This window comes from Blautia sp. CAG:237, assembly GCF_000436615.1.
Lineage (GTDB): Bacteria > Bacillota > Clostridia > Lachnospirales > Lachnospiraceae > Blautia_A > Blautia_A intestinihominis.
In genome coordinates this window covers 1-5,314 of the sequence record NZ_FR886667.1, presented here as the reverse complement: position 1 = coordinate 5,314, position 5,314 = coordinate 1, and the positions used below count along the sequence as shown (strand labels likewise).

Annotated in this window: 6 protein-coding genes and 2 pseudogenes; 1 reads left to right on the top strand and 7 read right to left on the bottom strand. The window is 43.8% G+C overall.

Annotated features, from left to right (window positions below):
• Window positions 1-150, top strand: a pseudogene (locus QZL69_RS13900) (NADH peroxidase); the annotation flags it as partial.
• Between the two features lie 17 nt (window positions 151-167).
• Here the strand turns inward: QZL69_RS13900 and QZL69_RS01220 are convergent.
• From QZL69_RS01220 to rplA, 7 genes and pseudogenes are all read right to left on the bottom strand, one after another.
• Window positions 168-782 carry an HAD family hydrolase gene (locus tag QZL69_RS01220; protein WP_022213408.1) on the bottom strand — a complete coding sequence of 205 codons (615 nt, stop codon included), beginning with the start codon at window positions 780-782 and terminating at the stop codon, window positions 168-170.
• A gap of 66 nt (window positions 783-848) precedes the next feature.
• Window positions 849-1,646 (bottom strand): transglutaminase-like superfamily, encoded by a 798-nt coding sequence (locus QZL69_RS01215; RefSeq protein ID WP_022213407.1) that lies wholly within the window; start codon window positions 1,644-1,646, stop codon window positions 849-851.
• Between the two features lie 11 nt (window positions 1,647-1,657).
• A pseudogene (locus QZL69_RS13895) lies at window positions 1,658-1,804 on the bottom strand (metal-sensing transcriptional repressor); the annotation flags it as partial.
• Window positions 1,800-2,387 (bottom strand): HD domain-containing protein, encoded by a 588-nt coding sequence (locus tag QZL69_RS01205; protein ID WP_022213406.1) that lies wholly within the window; start codon window positions 2,385-2,387, stop codon window positions 1,800-1,802. The pseudogene QZL69_RS13895 and the gene QZL69_RS01205, both read right to left, overlap by 5 nt.
• Before the next feature lie 126 nt (window positions 2,388-2,513).
• On the bottom strand, window positions 2,514-3,332 hold the full coding sequence (locus QZL69_RS01200) for a transglutaminase domain-containing protein (protein WP_022213405.1): 819 nt from the start codon (window positions 3,330-3,332) through the stop codon (window positions 2,514-2,516).
• A 25-nt stretch (window positions 3,333-3,357) separates the two neighbouring features.
• Window positions 3,358-4,320, bottom strand: coding sequence for a D-alanyl-D-alanine carboxypeptidase family protein (locus tag QZL69_RS01195; RefSeq protein ID WP_022213404.1), 963 nt, complete (start codon window positions 4,318-4,320; stop codon window positions 3,358-3,360).
• Between the two features lie 281 nt (window positions 4,321-4,601).
• Window positions 4,602-5,294, bottom strand: a complete 693-nt coding sequence (gene rplA, locus QZL69_RS01190) for a 50S ribosomal protein L1 (RefSeq protein WP_022213403.1) — start codon at window positions 5,292-5,294, stop codon at window positions 4,602-4,604.
• Window positions 5,295-5,314: the final 20 nt, after the last annotated feature.

Genomic DNA, 5,314 nt, shown 5'->3' with positions numbered 1-5,314 from the left:
GGTGCTACTGCTGGTAAATTCGACCTGGCTAAACGTGCTAAAGCTGCTAACCTCGACGCAATCCATGACACAGTTCATGAAATGGCTCGTGATGAGGCGAGACACGGCAAAGCATTCGCTGGTCTGCTTAAGAGATATTTCGGAGAATAAACCATCATATAAAACAATCATCCCCAGGGCTTATAACCCTGGGGACTTTTTTTATAATACCAACAATTAATCCAATGACTGTAACCATTTAATATTTCCTCCACATAAATCATCGTACATCCCTGATTCAGAAATTCTTCTGCCTGTTTTTCCACATCTGCCGGGAAATTGATCCGATTTTCACGAAGCATATCCACATTTCCCGCCAAAATTGTGTGTGTATCCACTTCACACGAAACGCCGCGTCCAGGGATCATCTCAAACTGTCCGGTGGATAACAGTTCTCTCTTCATTTCCTGTCTGTAACAGTTTACGACTGCTTTTCCAAGCGGATGTTCAGACAACTGCTCTGCCGGGATAGTTTTCTCTCCTGCTTCTGTGAGCACTCTGGCTGTCTGTGGTGTCAGATGTACCAGTTTCTCAATACCTGCCCTTGCCTTAGCAACAGTCAGTTCTTCCAGAAGTCCTCCAAGCTGCATGATGAAGGCAACTTCACCGGCTGCAAAATCTTCTCTGATGAGTACGGATGCGATCAGGGCCAGCGAAACAAGTACGTCTGCCTTGATATCAAACTCTGTGACAAGTCCGATGACTGCTTCCAGAATGATCGGGATTCCGCACAGAATGATCATTTCTATTTTCCATAAAATCGACAAAAAAAATAAAAGCCTGGGCGCACCATAGCTTTTATTTTATGTTTATGCGATTTTTTTGCGGAAAGCAGCTTTATAATCATATTGACTATATTTGATTCCACAGTATCTGTTCATTCCTCTTCTTTTTCCGAAGTAAGAATCATATACCCGGCCATTGATTTCTGTCCATGTATGTAAATTGTCTTTTCTTGAGGCTCTGGAACAGACATATACGTTTCTGTAGCCAATTACTTTCGCTATATATGCCATTGCACATGCGTATGAAATACAGTTGCCTGACCTGCGCTCAAAAAGATCGTTGGCATTTATCGCACACCAGGCATCTCCACCTTCACTGAGTGTTCTCCAGGCTCCCAGTCCATTGCACTTCATCCATCTGTAACAGACCTTAAGCTTCTGTGTTTTGCTCATGCCACTGGTTGTAACTCCGTTTACAATCCTTCGCGCATTCTGATAAGCCTTCAGATCATTTAACTGCTCTCTGTTGAGCTTTTTACCAGATGGTGACAGATAACGGGATCCTTCTTTGATTCCCTGGACATGTCCATTGTTCTCAATGTAATATGTTTTTCCTGCACTAGTCACATTTTTTCGCTGCAACACACCATTGGCATTGAAAAAATAATAATTCATACCTACTTTCTGACACCCTTTGACAAACTTTCCATTTCTCTGGTACTTTCGTCCATTAGCTGTAGTGACCCATCCACTCCGCATTCCGGATGTGAAATCTGCTACACTTTCTTTCATTCCTGCTGCACTTACTGTTTCTGTCATAACCGGAGATATTACCAGAAGTGCACATATAGCTACTGTCAGCAGCTCTTTTATTTTTTTCATAATACACCTTTCTATTTCATATTTGCAAAATGTTCTACTGCCTTTGTAAAGTTCTCAATTGTTTTGTCCGGATCTCCATGTTCAATTCCCTCCCGGACGCAGTGCTTGATATGACCTTCCAGCACCACCTGACCAGCTTTATGCAGAGCCGATTTAGCTCTCTCCTCTTTCTGATTTAGCTCTGCACTCTGCGATCTTTTTCCTGCTGTCATTTCGTACTTCATTACGAAGTTTTGTCAGATATTCTGAAAACTGAACTTTGTCATTACCATAGGTCATCTGCAGGTCATACTCAAGCGGAATCCATGTAGAAATATCGGATTCATTATGCTGGATCAATGCCTCCAGATTGTCCAGCGCCTTATAAATTCTGGCTTCCAGTGTCTGACGTTCCTCCATCTCCTGGTAGAGTGCCTGCATTTCCTCTGCAAATGGCTTCGGAAGCTGTCTGACCCATTCTTTCAGTCGTTGTGCTTCTTTCTCCTCATCTGATTCTGTCTTTTCGAATGTAGGAATATCACCTGTAAAAGCTTCTCCAAGATCATGAATCAGACACATTTTCATTAGTTTCTCTATATCAGCTTCCGGGAATTCATCGCTGACAAAATATGCCATCAATGTGATTCTCCATGAATGCTCTGCGACACTTTCTCTCCTGCCGCCTGATGTGTAACAGTGTCTTGTCGCATCTTTCAGTTTCTCTGCTACGGCCAAAGCCTCCAGCAATCTGACTGGTTCCATATGTGTGTCATCCCTTTTATTTATAATCGCCTTATTATAGCATCTTTTTCTCAATAAAACTACGTTTAAAATATTAATTTTTACTAAAAAAAACGATCCATTTCTGAACCAGTTTTTTAGATTTTCTCAGGAAAGTTTTTTCTTTGTAACCGGAGATAAGGTGTAAACACCATAACTTACATTATAGTTTCTGCTGTAGCTCTTGGCTTCTGCAAAAAGTGGATCGTATACACGTCCATTGATCTCTGTCCATGCATGAGAGTTGTCGTCGCTTCTTACACCATCTGCACAGATATAAACATTTTTGTAGCCGAGGGCTTTTGCAAGGTATGCGAAAGCGGATGCATCTGCGATACAGTCACCACAGCCGCGTTCAAAATGATCGTTTGCCTGTACTGCGTACCATACCGGACCACCCTGATCGAAACGTCTCCATGTAAAATAATATTTGCTCATAACCCAACGGAAACATGCTTCCAGTTTCTGGCTTTTGGACATTCTGCTGTTGGTAACCTGATTTATTACATTTCTTGCATTCTGATATGCTCTGAAATCCAGGGCTTTGTTTGCTGACATTGCCTTTCCGTTGTTATAATAAAAAGTGGAACCTTTCCTCCAGCCTGTTACATGTGCGTAGTCGTCAATAAAGTACTGTACACCCTTGTAGGTTGTGTTTTTCTGTGCTTTAAATCCGTTTTTATTAAAAAGATAAACATATTTGCCGATCTTATGACAGCCTGTAATGTATTTGCCGTTTTTGAAATATCTCATTCCACCGGTTTTGAGTTTGTACCAGCCTTTGATCGTGGTCTTTTTCTTTGTTGTTGTGGATGTTGTCTTTTTTGTTGATGTGGTTGCTGCACTGGCTGTTTCTGTAAATGTCGGTACTGTCGTCATGAGCATCGCGCAGAGACAGAATGCCAGTATCTTTTTCATTTTTTTCATGTTAAACATGACCTCTCTTAAAAATTTATTTTCCATACAATACCGAGGAGGCTTCTCCCAGGCGATTGTATAGTTTTACTGCATCATCAATATGCGGGGTTCCTGCCTGATATGCACCGGCAGTTACCAGTATGTATTCTATGTCGTCAATTTCTGCAAAGCTTGCAAGACAGCAGCCTGCTTCACTGGTGAATCCTGTTTTGCCGCCCAGGATCTGCCCATCGATGACTGTTGTGTCGGATAAGTTCTTGAACATGGTGCTGTAAAAAGTGAAACCATCCGGGTGCACGTTGGTTGCCTGTGTGGAATGATAGGGGCTTTCTATGATCTCACGAAAGGTGTCATTCTTGAGAGCGTAGTGCAGAAGGGTTGCGATGTCCTTTGCGGTGCTGTAATGGTTATCTGCGTGGAGACCTGTTGTGTTGCAGAAATGGGTATTGTCTAAGCCGAGTTTTTCGGCTTTCTGGTTCATCAGGTCTACGAAGGCATCTTCAGAGCCGGCGATCGTGACGGCGAGGGCGCGGCAGCACTCTGCTCCGGAGGGGAGCATGACGCCGTAGAGATAGTCTATTGCGGGGGCGGTTTCACCGGGCTGGAAACCTGCCTGGGTTGCGTCCTGGGCGTAGAGGTCGGCTACCATATCGTTGGTTAGGGTGATCTGCTGATCCAGATCGCTCAGATTCTCTATTGCTACGATTGTGGTCATGATTTTGGTCATGGAGGCGGGATACATTTGGGTATCGCCGTTTATGTCGCCGATGACTTTGCCGGTGCCTGCCTGCATGAGAACTGCGTAGGAGCTGTTGATGCCGGTGATGTCCAGCTCCTGGACTGATGGTTTTGTTAGTTGGTTTATCCAGATGGTGATCTGGGTGCCGAAGCCGAAGTTCTGGGAGAATACCAGAAGGAGTGAAACTACTACCAGGATTTCTGCTATTAGGATGATGATTTTACTTTGTAAGGAATTTTTTCTTCTTTTCTTTGTCAAACTGACTCCCTCGTTTCCGAATTGTAGGTTTTGGGTTTTATTTTATCATTTTAGCATAAAATGGTGTAATTTTGAATTTTTTTGTGTTTGGAAACATTAAAACCCTTAGGGGGAGCATCTCGAAGTCTGCGAAGGCCGAAGCTCCCCCTAAGAACCCCCTTCTTAGCCACGCGGTTTTGGTATGGGGACGGGCGTGCCTGGGGCGCCGCCCTGGGGATTGGGAAAATCATATTAAAAAAAAGACATCCCTGCTTGCGCGCGGGATGTCTCTCTTATTTATTTTAGGCAAATTTAACTGGGTTGACTTTGACTCCTGGTCCCATGGTTGGGGTGAGGACAACGCTTCTTAAGTACTGTCCTTTCAGGGTGCTTGGTCTAGCCTTTACAATTGCCTCCATGAGCGTCTGGAAGTTGTCGCTTAACTGTTCCTCAGTAAAGGAAGCTTTACCGATCGGAACATGGATGATATTGGTTTTGTCAAGACGGTATTCAATCTTACCTGCTTTAATATCATTGATTGCTTTTGTAACGTCCATAGTTACTGTTCCAGCTTTCGGGTTCGGCATGAGACCTTTTGGTCCGAGTACACGACCAAGACGTCCTACAACACCCATCATGTCTGGTGTAGCAACAACAACGTCGAAATCAAGCCATCCTTCGTTCTGAATTCTCGGGATGAGATCTTCTGCTCCTACGTAATCTGCTCCAGCTGCTTTTGCTTCTTCTGCTTTTGCGTCTTTTGCAAATACGAGAACACGAACTTTTTTACCAGTTCCATGAGGCAGAACTACTGCACCACGGATCTGCTGGTCTGCATGACGTCCATCGCAGCCTGTACGGATGTGAGCTTCGATAGTTTCGTCAAATTTAGCAACTGCTGATTTCTTTACAAGGCTGATAGCTTCAGCGGTATCATATAATGTTGCGCGGTCTACTGCTTTAGCAGCTTCCACGTATTTCTTTCCTCGTTTCATTTCTATAACCTCCTGTGGTA

What these genes read in the sequence shown, in the direction of transcription:
- QZL69_RS01220 (WP_022213408.1), bottom strand. Translation starts at nt 782, where the DNA reads ATGATCATTCTGTGCGGAATCCCGATCATTCTGGAAGCAGTCATCGGA.
- QZL69_RS01215 (WP_022213407.1), bottom strand. Translation starts at nt 1,646, where the DNA reads ATGAAAAAAATAAAAGAGCTGCTGACAGTAGCTATATGTGCACTTCTG.
- QZL69_RS01205 (WP_022213406.1), bottom strand. Translation starts at nt 2,387, where the DNA reads ATGGAACCAGTCAGATTGCTGGAGGCTTTGGCCGTAGCAGAGAAACTG.
- QZL69_RS01200 (WP_022213405.1), bottom strand. Translation starts at nt 3,332, where the DNA reads ATGAAAAAAATGAAAAAGATACTGGCATTCTGTCTCTGCGCGATGCTC.
- rplA (WP_022213403.1), bottom strand. Translation starts at nt 5,294, where the DNA reads ATGAAACGAGGAAAGAAATACGTGGAAGCTGCTAAAGCAGTAGACCGC.